Annotated in this window: 17 protein-coding genes; 1 reads left to right on the top strand and 16 read right to left on the bottom strand. The window is 44.6% G+C overall.

Annotated features, from left to right (window positions below; all coding sequences use genetic code 11):
* Positions 1-57 precede the first annotated feature (57 nt).
* Positions 58-1,551 carry a DHA2 family efflux MFS transporter permease subunit gene (locus AC1DOV_RS15020; RefSeq protein ID WP_441884748.1) on the top strand — a complete coding sequence of 498 codons (1,494 nt, stop codon included), beginning with the start codon at positions 58-60 and terminating at the stop codon, positions 1,549-1,551.
* A 72-nt stretch (positions 1,552-1,623) separates the two neighbouring features.
* On the opposite strand, the gene pduL is transcribed toward AC1DOV_RS15020, so the two are convergent.
* From pduL to AC1DOV_RS14940, 16 genes are all read right to left on the bottom strand, one after another.
* Positions 1,624-2,199: a phosphate propanoyltransferase gene (gene pduL, locus AC1DOV_RS15015; RefSeq protein WP_372239009.1), complete on the bottom strand. Its 576-nt coding sequence runs from the start codon at positions 2,197-2,199 to the stop codon at positions 1,624-1,626.
* A gap of 89 nt (positions 2,200-2,288) precedes the next feature.
* On the bottom strand, positions 2,289-3,155 hold the full coding sequence (locus tag AC1DOV_RS15010) for a 2-oxoacid:ferredoxin oxidoreductase subunit beta (protein WP_076269213.1): 867 nt from the start codon (positions 3,153-3,155) through the stop codon (positions 2,289-2,291).
* Positions 3,133-4,890, bottom strand: a complete 1,758-nt coding sequence (locus tag AC1DOV_RS15005) for a 2-oxoacid:acceptor oxidoreductase subunit alpha (RefSeq protein ID WP_339208989.1) — start codon at positions 4,888-4,890, stop codon at positions 3,133-3,135. The genes AC1DOV_RS15010 and AC1DOV_RS15005 overlap by 23 nt, the downstream gene beginning before the upstream one ends.
* A gap of 182 nt (positions 4,891-5,072) precedes the next feature.
* A complete protein-coding gene (locus AC1DOV_RS15000; protein ID WP_477550304.1) occupies positions 5,073-6,014 on the bottom strand; it encodes a dipeptidase in 942 nt (313 codons plus the stop codon).
* Positions 6,015-6,126: 112 nt separating this feature from the next.
* Complete coding sequence (locus AC1DOV_RS14995; protein ID WP_006036664.1) at positions 6,127-6,387, bottom strand: stage V sporulation protein S; 261 nt, start codon at positions 6,385-6,387, stop codon at positions 6,127-6,129.
* A 137-nt stretch (positions 6,388-6,524) separates the two neighbouring features.
* Positions 6,525-7,319 (bottom strand): TIGR00282 family metallophosphoesterase, encoded by a 795-nt coding sequence (locus AC1DOV_RS14990; protein ID WP_339208984.1) that lies wholly within the window; start codon positions 7,317-7,319, stop codon positions 6,525-6,527.
* An 89-nt stretch (positions 7,320-7,408) separates the two neighbouring features.
* A complete protein-coding gene (gene rny / locus AC1DOV_RS14985) occupies positions 7,409-8,953 on the bottom strand; it encodes a ribonuclease Y (protein WP_076269209.1) in 1,545 nt (514 codons plus the stop codon).
* 181 nt (positions 8,954-9,134) lie between these two features.
* The gene (locus AC1DOV_RS14980) at positions 9,135-9,839 is read right to left on the bottom strand and encodes a regulatory protein RecX (RefSeq protein ID WP_477550303.1); all 705 of its coding nucleotides are present in this window, start codon (positions 9,837-9,839) and stop codon (positions 9,135-9,137) included.
* Between the two features lie 79 nt (positions 9,840-9,918).
* The gene (gene recA, locus AC1DOV_RS14975) at positions 9,919-10,968 is read right to left on the bottom strand and encodes a recombinase RecA (RefSeq protein WP_054028920.1); all 1,050 of its coding nucleotides are present in this window, start codon (positions 10,966-10,968) and stop codon (positions 9,919-9,921) included.
* 258 nt (positions 10,969-11,226) lie between these two features.
* Complete coding sequence (locus AC1DOV_RS14970) at positions 11,227-12,477, bottom strand: competence/damage-inducible protein A (protein WP_441881218.1); 1,251 nt, start codon at positions 12,475-12,477, stop codon at positions 11,227-11,229.
* 102 nt (positions 12,478-12,579) lie between these two features.
* Complete coding sequence (gene pgsA, locus AC1DOV_RS14965) at positions 12,580-13,155, bottom strand: CDP-diacylglycerol--glycerol-3-phosphate 3-phosphatidyltransferase (protein WP_138751526.1); 576 nt, start codon at positions 13,153-13,155, stop codon at positions 12,580-12,582.
* Positions 13,152-13,295: a hypothetical protein gene (locus AC1DOV_RS14960; protein ID WP_179089831.1), complete on the bottom strand. Its 144-nt coding sequence runs from the start codon at positions 13,293-13,295 to the stop codon at positions 13,152-13,154. The genes pgsA and AC1DOV_RS14960 overlap by 4 nt, the downstream gene beginning before the upstream one ends.
* Before the next feature lie 251 nt (positions 13,296-13,546).
* Positions 13,547-14,041 carry a YajQ family cyclic di-GMP-binding protein gene (locus AC1DOV_RS14955; protein ID WP_076269206.1) on the bottom strand — a complete coding sequence of 165 codons (495 nt, stop codon included), beginning with the start codon at positions 14,039-14,041 and terminating at the stop codon, positions 13,547-13,549.
* 28 nt (positions 14,042-14,069) lie between these two features.
* Entirely contained in the window at positions 14,070-15,026 is a 957-nt protein-coding gene (locus tag AC1DOV_RS14950; protein ID WP_441881221.1) for a helix-turn-helix domain-containing protein, read from the bottom strand.
* 18 nt (positions 15,027-15,044) lie between these two features.
* The gene (locus tag AC1DOV_RS14945) at positions 15,045-15,812 is read right to left on the bottom strand and encodes a DUF3388 domain-containing protein (RefSeq protein WP_076269204.1); all 768 of its coding nucleotides are present in this window, start codon (positions 15,810-15,812) and stop codon (positions 15,045-15,047) included.
* Between the two features lie 189 nt (positions 15,813-16,001).
* Entirely contained in the window at positions 16,002-16,253 is a 252-nt protein-coding gene (locus AC1DOV_RS14940; RefSeq protein ID WP_076269203.1) for a DUF3243 domain-containing protein, read from the bottom strand.
* Between the last annotated feature and the right edge of the window lie 19 nt (positions 16,254-16,272).

Below are 16,272 nucleotides of genomic sequence, written 5' to 3'. Positions count from 1 at the left end.
TACACAGAGGTCAACAATAGTTGGATAGACCCTCATATTTGGATAGGAGGAAATAAAATGGCTTCAGCTTCAAAAAAAGCAGCACCTGCTGGTGATCCGATGTCCATGCGCAATATTATTGCACCGCTGATTGCCATTATCGTCGGTATGTTCATGGTTATTTTGGACGGCACCGCAATGAATGTCGCTATGCCAGGCTTAATGGCCGACTTCAAAAGCTCGATGTCACTTGTGCAGTGGACCATTACGGGTTATGCACTTGCACAGGCTGCTGTTATTCCGCTTGCGGGATGGATGTCAGATCGTTTTGGCGCCAAACAAGTCTTTTTGTTCTCAATCATTATGTTTACGATTGGTTCCGGTCTTTGTGCATTAGCAACAACCGCTGAACAGCTTATCGTATTCCGTATCATTCAAGGTCTTGGCGGCGGTATGGTTGCTCCAATCGCAATGGCCTTTACCTTTAGACTCAGCCCTCCTGGCAAACAAGGAGCAGTTATGGGTATGATCGGTATTCCAATGCTGTTAGCTCCCGCTCTTGGCCCTGTAGTAGCAGGCTGGCTCGTTGATTATGTGTCTTGGCATTGGATATTTATTATTAATCTTCCGATTGGTGTCATTGCCGTTATCGTAGGGCTTCGCACCTTGCCAAAAATTGAACGCAAACATGTTCCTTCCCTAGACTTTTTAGGTATGATTTTTGCCCCACTTGCTTTTGCCAGTCTTGCTTATGGCGTAAGCTCTGCTGGCGGCGGTGAAGGCGGCGCAGGCAGCGGCTGGACCTCACCTGAAGCTTTGATCGGTATGATAGTAGGCGGTATTTCGCTTATCCTCTTCATCATCATAGAACTGAAGCGCAAGGAGCCTTTGCTTGAGCTTCGCGTCTTTAAATCAAGCAATTTCACACGCGGCATTATTTTGCAGTGGATTGTTCAAATCGCATTATTCGGAACATTATTCTTAATTCCGATTTTCTTGCAAATCGCCAAAGGTTACTCCGCATTTGATACTGGACTTATTTTGCTTCCACAAGCTTTAGCAGCAGGTATATTCATGCCGATCGGCGGCAAGCTGTTTGACCGCTTCGGAGCTCGTCCAATCGTCATTGCCGGTTTATCCATTGTAACAATTGCAGGCTTCATCCTTAGCCAGCTTTCAGCGGACACGACTCTTCTCACTCTTATGATTCCGATTGCTCTTCTTGGTGCAGGTATGGGCTTGTCGATGATGCCGCTTAACACACATATTATGCAATCCGCTCCTAAGGAGCTCGTTAGCCGCGTAACCTCGCTGACCGCAGCTGCGCAGCAGGTTATGACTTCCTTTGCAATCGCCGGCTTGTCGACGATTCTCGCTAGCAGAGTAGAGCATTACAGTGTAACTAACCCAGGACCAAATGTAGTGTACTCCTCTTACGGGGATACGTTCTTCATCTTGGCATCCATTTCAATCGTTGGCGCCCTCACAGCCTTCCTGCTTCGCAGACCGAAGCAAGAAGATGGCACCAATGCTGAGAATAAACCTGAAGTATCCATGATGATGGGACATTAATTCCATCTTTCCAAACAAAAAAAACAGCTTCCTCATCGTCTCTGACGACAGGGAAGCTGTTTTTTTTATTGACTAATCTATGATTTCAGCCATATCTCCGTTTTTCACGCCTGCTGCATTTGCTTCATCTGTATCAATATGCATATCAAGTGCGAATTGATCAGATACACGTGCAACAACATTTTCGAATACGACACCGCGCTCGCCAGCGAAACGAACCCGCAGCGACTGCTTGTCCGCAATACCAAACCGCTCAGCATCGCTTGTGTGGAAATGAATATGACGAGCCGCTACAATGACGCCCTCTTCGATTGTAACCTCTCCAGCAGGCCCTTGAAGCTTAATGCCTGCAGAGCCTTTTGTATTACCTGATTCCCGAACTGGCGGGTTAACGCCTAACGCAAATGCGTCCGTACGCGATACCTCGAGCTGCGTCTCTTTCCGTGCAGGTCCGAGAATTCTTACTTTTCCAAATGTTCCTTTTGGACCAACAACCGCTACCGTTTCATTCGCAGCGTATTGTCCTGGCTGAGACAATGGTTTCATTTCAGTTAACGCATAACCTGCCCCAAACAATATTTCAACATGCTCCTGTGATAAATGAATATGTCTTGCAGATACTCCGATTGGTACTCCTCTATGTATCATGTTGTCACTCTCCTGATTTAATTTTGTTGTTTTCCACAGAGTTGAAAGAAAAAGCATACGGCCTTTTGGCCGCATGCTTATCATACCACTTATTTAAATTCGGCAACAAGCTTATCGAATTCTTCTGGGGTGATTTTGATATTTTGCTTAGCTAGAGCCTCGGGCTTGAAGCCTGTAATCAAATCTTCATAGGCTTTTCGCGTTTTATTCTGATAGATTAGTCCTGTGAGCATGCCGTTTGTTTCCATAATCTTGTTCATCGCCTGCACGCGGTTTGTTGGATCGTAATCAGGGAATTGCTCCAAGTTCACGATATTTTCCTTGAACCAGTCGTACGTATTAATTTTGTTGAAGGTAACACATGGGCTGAATACGTTAATCAAGGAGAATCCTTCGTGGTTGATTCCCTCTTCGATTAATTTCGTCAGCTGCTTCAAATCACTCGAGAATGATTGAGCAATAAATGTTGCACCCGCAGATAACGCAATCTCAAGCGGTGACAGCGTCGACTCAATCGAGCCTTCCGGCGTCGATTTTGTTTTGAAGCCTTCCGCGCTGCGCGGTGAAGTTTGACCTTTGGTTAAGCCATAAATTTGGTTATCCATTACGATATAAGTCACATTCAGGTTGCGACGGATCGCGTGAACCGTGTGCCCCATACCAATAGCGAAGCCGTCTCCGTCTCCGCCTGAAGCGATTACGGTAAGCTCGCGATTAGCAAGCTTTACACCTTGTGCGATAGGCAGCACGCGGCCGTGTATGCCATGGAAGCCATAAGCGTTAATGTAGCCAGAGATCCGACCTGAACATCCAATACCTGATATAACCGCTAGGTTCTCAGGTTCTAGTCCTACGTTAGCTGCTGCACGTTGAATCGCCGCTTGAATAGAAAAGTCTCCGCAGCCCGGGCACCAGTTAGGTTTTACATTATTTCTAAACTCTTTGAACGTTGCCATCTAAACTCAACTCCTTACATGCTTTGTGAACGTCGGAAGGTAAAAATGGGTTACCGTCGTATTTAAGCAAGCTATCGATTTTTTCTGCAAAACCAGCATGCATTTTAATTTGTCCTGCCAGCTGTCCGGTTGCATTATTTTCGATGACAATTACTTTTTTCGCATTTTGCAAGTAAGGAAGCAGAGGTTTAGTTGGGAACGGATGAATTTGACGAATCGTGATATGGTTCGTTTTCACGCCATCTAGAGTCAGCAAGCTTCTAGCTTCATCAATCGTGCCGCCAGTAGAACCCATACCGATAATAAGCAAATCAGGCGTTTCATGAGGCGCGTCAACACGAATAGCTTCACGAATGTACATATCATTCAGCTTATTCAATCGCTTATCCATCATGTGCTGACGGTTCATTGCATTCTCCGATGGACGTCCAGTTTCATCATGCTCTACGCCGGTCACATGATGCAGACCGCCCTTCTCGCCAGGCAATACACGAGGGGAAATGCCGTCTTCTGTTAGCTCATAGCGTTTAAACAAGTCGTGGCCTTCAAGGGCAGGCACATTCTCGACTAGTTTGCCGCGTTTGATTTCAATTTTGCTGTAATCAAGCTGATCACAGGATTGTTTGCCGAGCGACAGCTGCAAATCGGTCATCAGAATAACCGGTACTTGATATTCCTCAGCCAAATTGAACGATTCAATCGTATCGTAGAAGCAGTCTTCAATCGATGCAGGAGCAATGACGATTTTTGGAATCTCTCCATGTGTGCCATAAACCATTGCGTTCAAGTCCGATTGCTCTTGCTTCGTAGGTAGACCCGTTGAAGGACCGCCACGCTGCGTATTAACGATGACCAGCGGTGTTTCTGTCATGCCTGCAAGACCAATAGCCTCCATCATTAGGGACAGTCCAGGACCCGCAGAAGCGGTCATTGTGCGTACGCCAGCATAGTTTGCACCAATCGCCATCGTTACCGCTGCAATTTCATCCTCCGTTTGCACGACTGTTCCGCCGAATTTCGGAAGCTTTTTAATTAAATATTCCATAATCTCGGAAGCTGGTGTGATCGGGTAAGCCGCCATCAAACGGCAACCAGCTGCCAAAGAACCTAGACCGATTGCTTCATTGCCAATCATGAACAGCTTCTGCTGCCCATCCGCCTCATCTAGCTTAAATTCGTCAAGCGGTCCGCCCGCTTGCTCCAGCACAAACTCAGCGCCGCTTTTTACCGCTTCGATATTTTTCTCTACAACAGCTGCGCCTTTGCGTCCAAACTCTTCTTCAACCGCTTTATTGAATACTTCAAGCGGAAGACCAAGAAGCGCCCAAGAAGCGCCGGAGGCAACCATGTTTTTCATTAATGAAGTGCCTAGCTCCTCAGCCATCTTCGTAATCGGAACAGCAAACAGTCTAGCATCTATGCCTTCAGGTATCGTTGGGTTAAACTTTGCATCTGCAACGATAACGCCGCCTAGACGCAATTCCTTCGCATTCAAATCAATGCTTTCTTGGTCAAAAGCAACCAAAATATCCAAATCATCCGAAATAGCACGAATCGGCTTCGTGCTTATACGAATTTTGTTATTCGTATGTCCGCCTTTGATCCGCGAGGAGAAATGACGATATCCATATAAATAATAGCCTAAACGGTTTAGCGCCGTGGAAAAAATCCGGTCTGTACTTTCGACGCCTTCACCTTGTTGTCCCCCGATCTTCCAAGACAATTGACTAATCAAAATGCCCAACTCCTCTTTGTCTAAAACGTGCAATATTCTATTTCATCAAGTAATTATATAGTATAATTCATAACAGTCACAACAAGTTTAAAGCGCATATCTATAAAAATCAAGATGTAAACGCTTAATATAAGCATAGTTTGTTTCGATCAATCCCATACCGCAAATAGATCGAATTCATTTTAGTTAAAAGGGAGATTTTCCCGAAGGAAACGAAGAGCATTGCCGGACATAAACTGTTCGGTTTGCTGCTCAGAATATCGTTTAAGAAGTGCCTCTTGAAGATTAATGAGTTCTCCAGGATGCGTTAATTGTTTCATATAACTATCAATTCCGTCAAAATCAGAGCCGAGCATAATATGCGATGCTCCGCCTAGCTCACAAATATGCTCAATATGACGCAATAAATCATCGATGACAACGACTTCCGCGCTGGATACAAACCAAGGCACAAAAGTAACCCCCACTACTCCATGCATCTCAATTATTTTTTCAATTTGGGCATCCCTCAAATTTCGCGGATGATCACAGATTGCTCTTGCATTTGAATGAGAAGCTAGGATCGGTCTCTTGGAAAGCTCAGCAACATCCCAGAACGCACGTTCAGATAAATGTGATACATCTATTAGTATATCCAAATTATTGCATTCTTCTACTAGCAATTTCCCTTTTGCGGTCAAGCCCCCGCCACGCTGCTCCATCGCTCCGTCCGCAGCCCAATTCGCATGATTCCATGTCATTCCAGCTGCACGTATGCCTAATTGATGCATAATGCGAAGCAGCGACATTTGTCCTTGAAGACCATCAACACCTTCAAGCGACAGTAATGCTCCAATTTTTCCATCCTTAATACAAGAATCCAAGTCATGGGTTGTCCTTACCCACACCATGTCCTCGCAGCTTAATACCATCTGGTGGAAACGATCTATACTCTCCAAAATTGGCTCTAGTCGACCATTCATTGATTGTGGAATATAGATTGCAAAAGTTTGCAAGATCGTTCCTGCAGCCTTTAAACGCTCGTATGTAACATCTAATTTGCCGGGTTTATTGCCTTGAAAATATAAATTTTCATCAATCAACAGTTTGCATAGCACATCGCAATGGAAATCTACCACTTTCATAGACGCACCTCACCGTTTATAATTTGCAGCAAAAAAACCTGTCTACGACGTAAACAGGCGAACGATTGTTTTTTAATCCAATTGGCTTACACCTTAACGCCGCTTGGACTTGCTACCGAGGTTCAACAATCAATTTGATTGCTGTTCGATCCTCCCCATCGATAACAATGTCAGTAAAAGCCGGTATGCAAATTAAATCCACCCCGCTGGGAGCGACAAATCCACGAGCAATCGCAACTGCTTTGATCGCTTGATTTAACGCACCAGCACCAATGGCTTGCAGCTCCGCACCACCACGTTCACGAAGAACGCCAGCTAGCGCACCTGCAACGGAATTTGGATTGGACTTTGCTGAAACTTTTAATACATCCATAAAAAGAACCTCCCCTTGGACTGTTGGATGGATTCCACTTTTAAATAGTATTCGAGGGAGTTTAAAAAATTCCTGCTTTTATTCCGCATATTAACAAACTGTTCTGAATTGTCAGAACTTTCACTAGAATCATAGTATTACATCAGAAGCCATTCATCTTCCGTAAGACGAATTTTCTCAATTTTCCGTGCCTGTCCCGTCGCATCATCGATTTGAACAGAGATTGCATGCAAATGCCACTTTCCTTCATCCACTACAAAACGAACCGGCAGCTGCGTAATAAATTTATGCAAAACGGCGTTTCGCTCCATGCCAAGCACCCCTTCTTTAGGGCCAACCATGCCAACATCTGTTATGTAAGCCGTGCCCCCAGGCAGGATCGTATCATCATTCGTTTGTACATGCGTATGCGTGCCAAGCACGATAGAAGCTCTGCCATCGAGATGCCATCCCATTGCGATTTTCTCCGAGGTTGCTTCCGCATGAAAATCAACAAGGATATTGTTCGTTTGCTCTTTTGCCTCTTCGATCAATTCGTCTGCTTTGCGGAATGGACAATCGATTGGCGGTAAAAAGGTGCGGCCTTGCAAGTTAATAATAGCGAGCTGCTTGCCGCCAGCCTTAATAAAAGCCATGCCTTGTCCAGGAGCGCCTTCTGCATAATTTGCTGGGCGAACCAAGCGCGGCTCGTCGTCGATCCATTCAAAAATATCTTTATTATCCCACGTATGGTTGCCCATCGTTATGCCATGGATTCCCCATTCGAAAAATTCTTTAGCAATGGTTGCTGTAATCCCACGACCAGCAGCGGCATTCTCGCCATTCGCAATAATAATATGAGGGTTATATTTACTTTTAAGTGCTGGCAGTACTCGTTTTAACGCGCTTCTTCCTACATTGCCTACGATATCGCCGATAAATAATACGTTCATTCATTACACTTCCTTTTTTGTACGCCTGCAAACAGAAAAGTGGCTAACTAGCAGCCACTTTTCTGAAAAGCTTATATTTTTTTGTTTACTTACTTTGCATATTCAACCGCGCGTGTCTCACGAATAACCGTAACTTTAATATGTCCCGGATAATCAAGTTCGCTCTCGATTTTCTTCGTAATATCACGAGCGAGTCGGAATGCTTCTGTATCATCGATTTTCTCTGGCTGCACCATGACGCGCACTTCGCGGCCAGCTTGGATCGCGTATGATTTTTCAACGCCTTCAAACGATTCGGAAATGTCTTCAAGCTTCTCCAGACGTTTGATATACGTTTCAAGCGTTTCACGACGAGCTCCAGGGCGTGCAGCGGACAATGCATCTGCTGCTCCTACGAGCATCGCGATAACGGAAGTGGCTTCCGTATCACCGTGATGGGAGGCAATACTGTTAATAACGACAGGATGCTCCTTGTATTTCTTAGCGAGCTCAACGCCGATCTCAACGTGTGACCCTTCAACTTCGTGGTCAAGTGCTTTACCGATATCATGCAGCAAGCCTGCACGCCTTGCGAGCGTAACATCTTGACCAAGCTCTGCTGCCATCAATCCAGTCAAGTAAGCGACCTCCATTGAGTGCTTCAGCACGTTTTGACCATAACTTGTCCGATATTTCAATCGACCTAAAATCTTGATTAAATCCGGATGCAAGCTATGAACGCCAACCTCGAAAGTAGCTTGCTCACCGTATTCACGGATACGCTCATCCACTTCTTTACGAGATTTTTCAACCATTTCTTCAATGCGGGCAGGATGGATACGACCGTCAGCCACAAGCTTTTCCAAAGAAGTGCGGGCAATTTCGCGTCTTATCGGGTCGAAACCAGATAAAATGACCGCTTCCGGTGTATCGTCGATAATAAGATCGATACCAGTCAATGTTTCCAAAGCACGGATATTACGGCCTTCACGCCCAATAATACGGCCTTTCATTTCTTCATTAGGCAAGGTTACGACGGAAACCGTCGTCTCAGCCACATGATCTGCCGCACAGCGCTGAATAGCTAGTGATATAATATCACGGGCTTTCTTATCGGCCTCTTCTTTCGCTTGCTGCTCGATCTCTTTAATCATCTGTGCTGTCTCATGTCGTACTTCCTGTTCAACATTGGATAAAATGATCGATTTCGCATCTTCCGTTGTCAGACTCGATATACGTTCCAATTCACTTAACTGTTGCTTGTAAATGGAGTCGATCTGCTCTTGCGTTTCTTCGATCCGTTTTTCTTTGTTGGCTACAGTTTCTTCTTTGCGTTCTAGCGCTTCTAACTTTTTATCCAGCGACTCCTCTTTTTGGAGCAAACGTCTTTCCTGACGTTGAGCCTCGTTGCGACGTTCACGAATGTCTCTCTCGGCTTCGGAACGAAGTTTGTGGACTTCATCTTTTGCCTCTAGCACAGTTTCTTTCTTCTGAGCTTCCGCTTCTTTTTTCGCATTTTCTACGATTACAATAGCAGCTTGCTCAGCACTTGAAATTTTGGCCTCGGCAATCGACTTTCGAATAAAATAACCAATCCCAAAGAATATTGCGCCAACAAAGAGACAGATCAAGATCCAAATGATCTCATTAGGCATCTTGTTCACCTCCTTGTTGCATACACCAAGGCACTGCTTGGGATGATATTAGGTTTTCAACCGGCTTCAAACCGTTTAAACATTTACTAATTTGACGAAAATAATCGTATTGAATCAACTTTTGGAAGGAAAATTGATTCAATAATGAAGGAATACAACCTCATTTTATCTTTTCGTAAAATCAATTGTCAAGCAAAAGCCCATCATCTTCCTCGAATGAGTCTTCTTCCCCATCCAGATCGATCGTCTTTATCACATCTTTCACGATATCTCCCGGAAAGCCGCTGCGCATTAAATACCCCATAAGCTTACGTTTTTTCTCAAATGGTTCGCCTTTTAAAGATCGCCATTTCTTCTCCGCAGCCTTTCTAGCAGATGCTAATTCCACTTTCTGGTCCAGTGAACCGATTGCTTCTGCTGCGGCTTCTTTCGACACGCCTCGCTGTTGCAGCTCTTGCTGAATGAACCGTCGACCTTTTAAGCGATTCTTAAGTCGGCTGGTCGCAAATTGGCGTGCATATTGTTCATCATCCACAATATGCTCTCTTTCTAAACGGTCAAGGGCATACTGAATATTGTCAGCTTCAAAAAACTTGCGATTCAAATATTGCTCAATCTGCTTTCTCGTTCGCGGTCTAGCTCCCAAATATGCGATAGCCATTATATATCCCCGATAGCGCTCATCTTCCATTCGTATTTCATCGGCCTGAGCTTCGGTTACAAGTTGTCCCTTGGTCAATCGATAACGAATCAATATATCTTCATGCACGGACAGAATAGCTTTCTCTGACTCGGCAAAAAGATGGTATAACTTCCGTTCTTTTTTGTCTTGCTTAACGGATAATATCATCCATTCTTCTTCGGTTCTTGAATGGCTTTCGGTCATACGGTACATCCTCTCTAAACACAGCTTCGCCGTCCCTAACAGGACGGCGAAGCATCAACACGTATAATTGCCGGACAATTTATTCTAGATCTTCGAACTCTTCATCGTCTTCATCAGGTTTGAAATTAGCCTGAGTTGCTGCTGCAGACAAGTTGCTCGCATCGCGAATTTGCTTTTCAATAACTTCGGCAACATCCTTGTGATCTTTCAAATATTGCTTCGCATTCTCACGACCTTGGCCCAGACGCTCGCCATTGTAAGAGAACCATGCTCCGCTCTTCTGAACGATATCCATCTCAACACCGATATCAACAAGTGTACCTTCTCTGGAAATACCTTCGCCGTACATGATGTCCACCTCAGCTTGCTTAAACGGTGGAGCAACCTTGTTCTTAACAACCTTAATACGAGTACGGTTACCTATCATGTCATTGCCTTGCTTCAGCGTCTCAATACGACGTACGTCAAGACGTACGCTTGAGTAGAATTTCAATGCGCGTCCGCCTGGTGTTGTCTCGGGGTTACCGAACATAACGCCGACTTTCTCACGCAATTGGTTAATAAAGATCGCAATTGTTTTCGATTTGCTGATTGCTCCCGATAGCTTTCTCAAAGCCTGAGACATCAGACGAGCTTGAAGACCTACGTGAGAATCACCCATGTCGCCTTCGATTTCAGCTTTCGGTACGAGTGCCGCAACGGAGTCAATAACGATAATATCTACCGCGCCGCTTCTTACAAGAGCTTCGGCAATTTCCAAAGCTTGTTCGCCTGTATCAGGCTGCGAAAGCAATAGCTCATCAATATTTACACCAAGCTTGCTTGCATAAAGCGGGTCAAGCGCATGCTCGGCATCGATAAAGGCAGCTTGTCCGCCAATTTTTTGAACCTCAGCAATCGCGTGAAGCGCGACTGTCGTTTTACCAGAAGATTCTGGTCCATATATTTCGATAACCCGTCCACGCGGTAATCCGCCTATTCCCAAAGCAATATCTAGAGCAAGCGAACCGCTAGGCACGGTCTCAACTTGCATGTGTGTGGATTCTCCCAATTTCATGATGGAGCCTTTACCAAATTGTTTCTCAATTTGACGCAAAGCCATTTCTAGTGCAGCGCGACGATCCGACAAGAAACTCACATCCTTCTTTATTTATAATTTTATGATACCTTTTTTCCGGCAGGTTGACAAGCATTTTTTCGAACATACATTCGCCTTTTCGCTTCGCCCCCTTAAATGGACATAAAAAAACCGCAGCAAAGGTAATCTTCGCTACGGTTCTTCCGATAACTAAGCTTTATTATAACGGTCAAACCGTCAATTGACAAACATTATTTATGGCAATCATCCATTTACCAAACAAGCATCTGCCATTCCTAATCAACAAAATTACCGTGCTTGCAGCGCAAGCCACAAACGATACAAAGCAGACTTTACTGCTCGCATTCTGATCATGCCTCTGCCGCCGCTCAAATTCAGCGTATGAACAGCGGTCGGTTTGCCGCGCTCGGCAATTCCTACATAGACAAGCCCCACTGGCTTGCCTTCTGATTGTGCTGGACCAGCAACTCCTGTCAAAGAAACGCCAAAATCAGCATCGGAGAGTTCTCGAACCCGCTCTGCCATTAAAGCGGCAGTCGAATCGCTAATCGCTCCAGGAGCCCCTTCGCCTTCAAGTTGAGTCATCGGAATGCTGAGCATATGATGCTTCATTATATTGGTGTAGGTGACAACCCCTCCTACGTACTCTCCACTGCTTCCAGGAACGTTTGTAATTAGCTCGGCAAGCAAACCCCCACTAATGCTTTCCGCGCTCGCCAGCTTGCGTCTTGAGGCTCTCAGCAGGTGTATAACCTCCTCCTCCAGAGGGATATCCTGCTCTGCATACAAATACTCGCCTACCCGATCCTTAATCTGCTGCACACTTTTATCGATTTTCAGATCAGCCTCAATGGAAGAGCTCGCTTTGGTCGATACGCGTATCGAAACCTCGCCTTCCTTTGCATAAGGTGCGATCGTTGGATCAAGCTGCCCATCAATTAGATCCAGAAGCTTAGCTTCGAGGTTGGATTCACCTATCCCCGCAAACTTTAAAATGCGAGAATAAAGCGGATTGGCCTCTCCCAACATCGAACGCAGCCACCGTTCACCGGCGCCTTCCATCATCGGCTTCATTTCACGCGGCGGTCCCGGCAGCAGCAAATAAAGTGTTCCATCAACAGACAAACCGTTGCCAACTGCTAAGCCTGTTGTATTTTCCAACGGAACCCCGCCATCGATCATCAAAGCCTGACGACGATTGCTCTCCACCATATGAATGCCGCGCGAGCTGAACATCTGCTCAATTGCTGACATAGACGGCTCATGAATACTCAGCTCACGGTTCAAATAATCAGCTAATACATCTTTTGTAAGATCATCTTGTGTTGGTCCGAGTCCGCCAGTAAAAACAAGCAAATCCGCTCGGCTTCTGCCGATCTCAATGGCTTGCCTCAGGCGAGCAGAATTATCCCCAACTACAGTCTGAAAATAGACGTCTACACCCAACTCTGCAAGCTTCTGCGATAAGTATTGGGCATTAGTATTAACAATTTGCCCGAGCAGCAGCTCTGTCCCGACTGCAATAATTTCTGCTTTCATGATTCAAGTTCTCCTTCATATTCAAATGTATGAGTAAATACAGGCAAATACAGGCATATAAGCAAAAGCATCTCCCCTTTTTGACGGAAAGATGCTTTACCATTATTCTACCGGAATCAGATGTTTGTTTTTCAAGAAATAATCAATGCCTGAGTAAACCGTAATAGCAGCTGCTACCCAGCTTGCGATAACATCGAATGGAAAATCAATAAAATTGAATGGGAAATTATTAATAAGGAGAGCGATAATCATCGTAATTTGAATCGCCGTCTTCCATTTCCCCCAAGTGCTGGCAGCCATAACAGAACCCTCTAAAAGTGCGATTTGACGAAGTCCTGTAACAGCAAACTCTCTACTGATAATAACAATGGCAATCAGCGCATTAAGTTTATCCATTTCAACAAGTGAAATGAGAACTGCCGCCACGAGAAGCTTATCCGCCAAAGGGTCAAGCAGCTTGCCGAGGTTAGTTACAATTTTGTTTTTCCTTGCAATATAACCATCTAGACCGTCTGTGCTTGCTGCCACAATAAAAATGAGTGCCGCTGCAATTTGATTGTATGTAATGGAGAAGTCAGAAATCGTGAACGACCCCAAATCCACTTTAATAAGCAGAAAAAACATAATAACCGGCACCAAAAATATTCTGGCTAGTGTAATGCGGTTCGCCAGATTCACGCAATTCCCTCCTCAGATCGATCTAACTCATAGGTGTGCGTTACGCGAACCCTTTGTTTGTAAAAAAAATCAGATTTTTGTCCCAGCTGCAATTCATTTGTTAAGCAGCTTTGAGTGACCGCATGTGTTTTTTCTCTCATCTATGTATCCCCCAGATCCAACTGTAAAGCTGTCTAAACAAGTATAATACATGCCATTACACGTGTCAAAAGCGGCTAAAGCCTCATTTTTCATCTATGGCTTTACCAAAACGAAAAGCCCCGTTTCTCGGAAACCGATGAAACGAAGCCTTTTTAAATATAAGAAAGTATATAGTTTGCACCTACTCTTCTTATATTTCTTCGTCAAAGCTGCTTCAGCATCCAGAGGACGCTGAAGGCGTTTTTGCTTGTTAGGAACGATAATTAGTAAATTGAAGCTCTACAGGCAAATCCGCTTCCCTGAGCAGCTTCATAACAGCTTGCAAATCATCTAAGCTTTTTCCGGAAACGCGCAGTTGGTCGCCTTGAATCAAGCTTTTTACCTTCAGCTTTGAATCGCGGATAAGTATATTAATTTTTTTTGAAACATCCTGCTCAATACCCTGTCTTAGCTTAATGCGCTGACGAACCGTATTGCCGGAAGCACCTTCAATTTTTCCGTAGTCCATATTTTTAATTGGAACTCCGCGTTTTACCATTTTGGATAATAAAATGTCCAGCACACTCTTAAGCTTATACTCATCCTCTGAAGCAACAACAAGATCTTCCTTCTCAAGTGCAATGGAACTCTTGCTGCCTTTAAAATCAAAGCGTGTTTCAATTTCCCGCTCCGCCTGCTTAATCGCATTGGCTAATTCTTGCATATCCACCTTGGATACAATATCAAATGCATTTTCTGATGCCAATTCAATCTCTCCTTTGTTACGGTATTCATTATTCCGTTTTCGTTTGATTCGTTTCCGTACCTGTACCTGTACCCGTGTTAGTGCCAGATTCAGTTCCAGTTTCAGTATTTCCACCTGTTGGAGCGTTTTCGTCAATTAGAGGTTTAAGCAGCAGCTTCTTCGAGCCCGCTCTGTCCCCGTCAGGAACAATAACGCCATCAACCTTAATTTCCGTCAAATCTGCTCTACCAACATTGATATAAAGCGGACCCGTCAGTTCAAATGTTTCAACACTGCCGTCCTCAGCATTCGCAGAATAAAGCTTCTCGCCTTGATTGCTGTCTGAACGTACCTCTAACCAGCTTCTGCCGCCGCTCACTTTAACTTCAACCTTATGGGCAACGCCAACAGGACCGATATCATATTGATCCGCTTTGCCTACTTTGCTTCCGAAAGTAACCGTAGTTGGTGCTTGTGTTGGTGTTGGTGGAGCTGGATTGTCGGTTGGCGTGTTTTCGTTTCCACCCGCGGTTCCTCCCTCGTTCGTAGCTGGAGGTTTGGAAACTTCCGTGATATTAGTATTGTTGTCGGTTTGTTTGGCACCACCTGTGTCATTATTAATAACATACACCCAGATGACGACAACAATTAAAATAAGAAACGACCACATCATCACATTGAAGCCGATTTTCCCTAGTCTTTCTGAAGACTGGGACTGCACACGTCTTGGTGATCTTGATACAATCGGCTCAGATATTTGTTCTACCGGCGCTGCAGGCACCTCATGCTGATACAAACGAAGCACTTCGTCCGGATCAAGCCCAACAGCTTCTGAGTAATTTTTCACAAATGCTCGTACATAAAAAGGACCAGGCAAAACCGTGTGGTCTCCACTTTCAATCGCTTCCAAATACCGTTTTCTAATTTTTGTCGTTTCTTGAATATCGTCAAGCGTTAATCCACGTTGCTCTCTCGCCTTGCGAAGCAATTCTCCTAAGTCAGACATGAGACGGCCTCCTTCCGATTAGAAATCGTCTGTATAGTTAGTTGTAAAAGACTCATAAGAAATTTCTTCATCTGGGTTGTTCCGTAATTCAACAATTATATCAAAATGGCTATAATCGTAATTGGATTCCTTAATAAATATGTCCGGATGCTCAATTACTTTAGTTGATGGCATAGCCATAATTTCCTGAAGCAAGCTGTAGTGCTTTTCATTTGAACGAATCGTACTGACGATACCATCAATGATAAAAATCGTATTCGGCTGCATTTCGTCCTCTGACATCTGGCTTCTAACCGTCTGGCGCAATAAGGTGGAGGACACAAAGGACCATCGTTTGTTCGAGCATACGCTTCCTGCAATAATGGATTCTGTCTTCCCAACTCGCGGCATCCCTCTTACACCTATAACCTGATTGCCGTCTCGTTTAAACACTTCACCCAAAAAATCGACCAAAATGCCCAGCTCATCACGTGTAAAACGAAACGTCTTGCGATCATCAGAGTCACGTTCAATGTAGCGTCCATGGCGCACTGCCAAAATATCAACAATTGTAGGCGTTCTCAGTTTGTTAACAGTAATATTATCTACTTTTTGCAGCATTTTGCCAAGCAATTCAATCTTCTCATCATCGTCAGTTTGAAGCAGCATGCCCCTAGTTCTATCTTCCACACCGTTAATTGTCATAATATTAACCTCAAGCATACCGAGCAATGAGGCGATATCTCCAAGTAATCCCGGGCGGTTTTTATGTATTTTGTATTCCATGTACCATTGTTTCGATTCCAATGCGGTCACCGTCCTAAACCTGTTCTTGTAGAAGTATGTAAAAAAAGATTACATACATCATGAAACATAATTCTACAAGTTTCGTCACAATCCTGCAACCCAAAAAGAAACATTGCAGAAAAGCCTCCTAGAGGAGGCTCTTCTGCTTCTGCTTCTGTTAAGGAAGATGACGATTTCGTACGATTGCTGCTAAGACTCCTGAACGAGCTTGACCATTAAGCATGCAAGTGTTTTGCGTTCTGCTTCATCGCCAGCGTCCCATAGCTGCTTCAATACGCGTTCTTCCTCATTTTTCGGATCGACCTTCTCGTCGAGAAAAGTACCGATTTCGTAAGCTAAGCTTGAAATCGTTTCTTCCGTCATGCCGATTTTTTTGGCTTGCGATACACGCTCTGCCAAAAATTGCTTCCATGTTGCAAAATTAGAAAGTACGGTTGACATGTTTCTTCGCCTCCTAAGG

Source organism: Paenibacillus sp. 01T47, from assembly GCF_056398245.1.
Note: the sequence above shows the minus strand (reverse complement) of the source record. Positions and strands in the feature narration are given on the sequence as shown.

What these genes read in the sequence shown, in the direction of transcription:
- AC1DOV_RS15020 (WP_441884748.1), top strand. Translation starts at nt 58, where the DNA reads ATGGCTTCAGCTTCAAAAAAAGCAGCACCTGCTGGTGATCCGATGTCC.
- pduL (WP_372239009.1), bottom strand. Translation starts at nt 2,199, where the DNA reads ATGATACATAGAGGAGTACCAATCGGAGTATCTGCAAGACATATTCAT.
- AC1DOV_RS15010 (WP_076269213.1), bottom strand. Translation starts at nt 3,155, where the DNA reads ATGGCAACGTTCAAAGAGTTTAGAAATAATGTAAAACCTAACTGGTGC.
- AC1DOV_RS15000 (WP_477550304.1), bottom strand. Translation starts at nt 6,014, where the DNA reads ATGAAAGTGGTAGATTTCCATTGCGATGTGCTATGCAAACTGTTGATT.
- AC1DOV_RS14995 (WP_006036664.1), bottom strand. Translation starts at nt 6,387, where the DNA reads ATGGATGTATTAAAAGTTTCAGCAAAGTCCAATCCAAATTCCGTTGCA.
- AC1DOV_RS14990 (WP_339208984.1), bottom strand. Translation starts at nt 7,319, where the DNA reads ATGAACGTATTATTTATCGGCGATATCGTAGGCAATGTAGGAAGAAGC.
- rny (WP_076269209.1), bottom strand. Translation starts at nt 8,953, where the DNA reads ATGCCTAATGAGATCATTTGGATCTTGATCTGTCTCTTTGTTGGCGCA.
- AC1DOV_RS14980 (WP_477550303.1), bottom strand. Translation starts at nt 9,839, where the DNA reads ATGACCGAAAGCCATTCAAGAACCGAAGAAGAATGGATGATATTATCC.
- AC1DOV_RS14970 (WP_441881218.1), bottom strand. Translation starts at nt 12,477, where the DNA reads ATGAAAGCAGAAATTATTGCAGTCGGGACAGAGCTGCTGCTCGGGCAA.
- AC1DOV_RS14960 (WP_179089831.1), bottom strand. Translation starts at nt 13,295, where the DNA reads ATGAGAGAAAAAACACATGCGGTCACTCAAAGCTGCTTAACAAATGAA.
- AC1DOV_RS14950 (WP_441881221.1), bottom strand. Translation starts at nt 15,026, where the DNA reads ATGTCTGACTTAGGAGAATTGCTTCGCAAGGCGAGAGAGCAACGTGGA.
- AC1DOV_RS14940 (WP_076269203.1), bottom strand. Translation starts at nt 16,253, where the DNA reads ATGTCAACCGTACTTTCTAATTTTGCAACATGGAAGCAATTTTTGGCA.